This is a genomic window from Fulvivirga lutimaris, from assembly GCF_009711525.1.
GTDB lineage: Bacteria > Bacteroidota > Bacteroidia > Cytophagales > Cyclobacteriaceae > Fulvivirga > Fulvivirga lutimaris.
The window spans coordinates 1-4,227 of sequence record NZ_SMLV01000178.1 but is presented as its reverse complement, the minus strand read 5'-3'; the positions used below and the strand labels follow the sequence as shown (position 1 = coordinate 4,227).

General features: G+C 38.0%; 3 protein-coding genes and 1 pseudogene. All 4 read left to right on the top strand.

The window, feature by feature from the left end:
• Nucleotides 1-164 precede the first annotated feature (164 nt).
• Nucleotides 165-1,637, top strand: coding sequence for a tRNA (N6-isopentenyl adenosine(37)-C2)-methylthiotransferase MiaB (gene miaB, locus E1140_RS01475; protein WP_155178302.1), 1,473 nt, complete (start codon nucleotides 165-167; stop codon nucleotides 1,635-1,637).
• A complete protein-coding gene (locus E1140_RS01470; protein WP_155178300.1) occupies nucleotides 1,637-2,914 on the top strand; it encodes a sigma-54 interaction domain-containing protein in 1,278 nt (425 codons plus the stop codon). The genes miaB and E1140_RS01470 overlap by 1 nt, the downstream gene beginning before the upstream one ends.
• Nucleotides 2,895-3,425, top strand: coding sequence for an LptE family protein (locus E1140_RS01465; protein WP_155178298.1), 531 nt, complete (start codon nucleotides 2,895-2,897; stop codon nucleotides 3,423-3,425). Before E1140_RS01470 ends, E1140_RS01465 begins: the two co-directional genes overlap by 20 nt.
• A gap of 55 nt (nucleotides 3,426-3,480) precedes the next feature.
• A pseudogene (locus tag E1140_RS01460) lies at nucleotides 3,481-4,227 on the top strand (hypothetical protein); the annotation flags it as partial.

Here is a 4,227-nt window from a genome sequence, read left to right as displayed (position 1 = left end):
TGGAGCCATTACCTACGACTCAGATGCGGAAGCTGAATATGAAGAGTGCTTGTTAAAAGCATCTGCAATTTCTTCATTATTTAAAATTGATAAAAATCAACTGACATAATGTCACTTTATGCTGATATTACTAGTTTTGCACGGTATTTAATGATGCAGTTTTAATGGACAACTTAATCAACGACATAGATATAATTTCAGAGGAAGAGAAGACTGAATCTTGCGAGACCGTTAAGGTTTCAGTAAATACCAATACTGGAAAATCGAGAAAATTATATATTGAGAGTTACGGCTGTCAGATGAATTTTTCTGATAGTGAAATAGTCTCATCTATCATGGCTGAAAATGGATTTGATACAACTTCAAATTTTGCAGAAGCTGATGTTGTCTTCCTTAATACATGTTCAATCAGAGAAAAGGCAGAGACAACTGTTAGGCGCAGACTTGCTCAGTTCAACACAATCAAAAAAAAGAAACCTGAAATGCTTATTGGTGTTTTGGGTTGCATGGCCGAAAGGTTGAAAGCCAAGCTATTAGACGAAGAAAAGATTGTTGACTTGGTGGCCGGCCCTGATGCCTATAGAGATTTACCAGGGCTTGTAAGTCAGGTGGATGAGGGCCAGAAGGCGGTTAATACATTTTTATCAAGAGAAGAAACATACGCAGACATTAGTCCTGTAAGACTAAATTCAAATGGTGTCACGGCATTTATCTCAATTATGCGTGGTTGTGACAACATGTGCTCATTCTGTGTAGTTCCCTTTACCAGAGGTAGAGAAAGAAGCCGAGACCCCTACTCCATTGTTAAAGAAGCACAAGATCTATTTGACAAAGGTTATAAGGAAGTTACTTTACTTGGCCAAAATGTGGACTCTTACAAATGGTCGCCAGAGGCAAATAATAAGGTTAAGCTTGAAAAAAGTGAGGTTAGCGAAATTATAAACTTTGCCAACCTCATCGAAATGGTAGCTCAAGTTGATCCAAAGCTTAGAGTTCGATTTTCAACTTCACATCCTAAAGACATTACTGATGAGGTGTTGTATACAATGAAAAAGTACGACAACATCTGTAAATACATTCATTTACCTGTTCAAAGTGGTAATAGCAGAATTCTAGAAATGATGAACCGAACTTACGATAGAGAGTGGTACATCAACCGTGTAGATGCTATTAGATCGATATTGGGAGATGAATGTGGTATTTCTTCAGATATGATCACTGGCTTCTGCTCTGAGACTGAGGAAGAACATCAAGATACGCTAACATTAATGGATTATGTTCAGTATGATTTCTCATACATGTTCTACTACAGCGAACGACCAGGCACTTTGGCTGAAAAGAAATATGAAGATGATATTCCTCTTGATATTAAGAAAAGAAGACTAGCTGAAATTATTACCAAGCAGCATGAGACTTCATTCTCCCGAAACAGGCTTGACCTTGGAAAAACGCATGAAGTCCTTATTGAAGGAACTTCAAAAAGATCTGACGAACAACTTCAGGGAAGAAACTCAGCCAACAAGGTAATAATATTTGATGGTGAAGGTCACAAAAAAGGTGACTATGTTCACGTCCTGGTTAATGATTGTAATCACGCCACTTTATTTGGTAAAATAGTAAACACGGAAAGCAAATAATGTCAGAATCTGAATTAAGAAGCATTAAGCAACGATTTGGCATTATTGGTAATTCAGACTTACTCAATCATGCCATTACGGTAGCTGCACAAGTAGCCCCTACAGACATGTCTGTACTCATTACAGGCGAAAGTGGTAGTGGTAAGGAATCATTCAGCAAAATTATCCATCACTTAAGCCCAAGAAAACATAATCAGTTTATTGCCATAAACTGTGGCTCTATACCAGAAGGCACTATCGACTCTGAGTTATTCGGACATGAGAAAGGCTCCTTTACAGGTGCCCATGAAGCCAGAAAAGGTTATTTCGAAGTAAGTAATGGTGGAACTATCTTCCTTGATGAGATTGGCGAAATGCCATTAGCAACACAAGCGAGGCTTTTGAGAGTTTTGGAAAATGGAGAGTTCATTAAAGTGGGTTCTTCTAAAGTGCAAAAGACAGACGTAAGGGTTGTCGCTGCTACTAATGTTAATCTGGTAAAGAATGTAGATAACGGAAAGTTTCGGGAAGACCTCTATTACAGGTTGAGCACTGTACCAATTTATGTGCCTCCCTTAAGGGAGCGAGGGCAAGATATAGACTTGCTTTTCAGAAAGTTTGCTTCAGACTTTTCAGAAAGGTACAGGGTCAAACCTATAACTTTAACAGAAGATGCTAAAGTTGTTTTGCTTAAATACCGTTTTCCGGGAAACATAAGGCAACTTAAAAATATTGTAGAGCAGATATCTGTTCTGTCTACTGATGAAAAAAGCATTGATGCTCAACAATTAAATAGTTATTTGCCTAGTCAAAGTACGAGCCTTCCTGCTCTTTATAAAAATCAAGACAAAGAAAGCCTATCAGAAAGAGACTTGTTGTACAAGGTGCTTTTTGATATGAAGAAGGACATGAATGAGTTGAAGAAATTTGTTCTTAAGGTGCTTAAAAGCGATAGTCCTAATAAGGAAATCATTGATGACCACAGTGAGCTGTTTGAGGATTTAGAGACAACAAGCATAATACCAAGACCAAGTCATGAAGAGCCTGTGCTATTAAACATCAAAAGCAGCTCAAACGAGCCTGAAATATATGACGCTGAAGATCATGACGATATTCAGGACATAACTCATGAGACGGAAGAGGATGAATCCTTGTCGCTTGAGAAGAAAGAAAAAGAACTTATAATAAAAGCGCTTAATAAGAATAATAATAAAAGGAAATATGCAGCGTTGGATCTGGGCATTTCTGAAAGAACACTTTATAGAAAAATTAAGCAGTATGAACTCGAAGATTTATAAACTGAGTTACTCAATTATTTTCATTCTAGCTACAGCTTTTCTTTCTGGCTGTGGTGTGTATTCTTTCACTGGTGTAGCCATTACGGCCGAGACGCTCTCAATTCAGACATTTTATAACGATGCTGAAGGTGGGCCTCCCGATTTGTCTCAGACGTTCACCAATAAGATCCGTGATTATTATCAGCAAAACACCAATCTAACCCTTGTCCAAGATGATGGCGAGCTTCAGTTGGAAGGTGCTGTAACAGGATATAAACTTACTCCTGTAGCTCCTACAGCGGGTAGAGATAATGAGTCTGGTCTTTCAGCTTTAACCAGATTAACTATCACAGTAAAAGCCAGTTATGTCAATACGACTGATGATACTTTTAACTTTGAGAACAAAAGTTTTTCTTTTTATTCGGACTACGATAGCAATCAAAACCTTACTACAGTCGAAAATCAGCTGATTGAAGAAATATATGATCAGATAATTTTGGATATATTCAATGCCTCGGTTGCCAATTGGTAAAAATTGATATATTTTTACCCACTTGCACTTGACGTTAGTTTGTAAATAAACCGCTTTGAACAAACAAAAATTTAATAGCTTAATCCAGAATTACAACAGTATCCCTGATGACGATCGTCAGGGACTTCAGGAGCTAGCTAAGTCTTTTCCGTACAGTCAGGTTATACATACACTAGTGGCCAAGGCAAACCATGACGCTAAAGCCAAAAATGCAGCTAACTCCCTTAATAGGGCAGCTATGTATGCAACAGATCGCCAAATATTAAAAGAAGTAATATTAGGTGGGGTAGCACCGAAAATTGTTGCACCGAAAAAGGAACCTAAACCAGAACAAAAGCCAAAACTGGATAAAAACACCTCTGTCCAAATTAATCAGGGCAAGCAGGTGCACATATCAATTTCAAAGACTTCTTTTTCACAGCCTGCTGATCTATTAAGAAATGAAGTCTGGGCTGATTTAGAGCATTTAAAGGAAAGTAAAGCTATCTATTTAGACTGGCTCGAAAAGTCCGAAGAGGAAGAGGTTAAAGCAAAGAAAGCCCCTACCAAGAAACCTGAAATTCAAAAGGACAAGCCAGCCACACTCAAAAAAGCAGTATCTAAAGTGGTGAAGGAAACTAAAAAGGCAACCACTAAGAAAGCAACTACCAAGAAAGAAACTGCTAGCAAAAAACCTAAAGCATCTGTAGCTGAAAAGAAAGCAAAAGCTACACCAGCGAAGAAAGCAACTACAAAAAAGTCCACTACTAAGCCTGCTGCTACCAAAACAGCTACAAAGACAAAGGCATCAGAAAAGAAACCA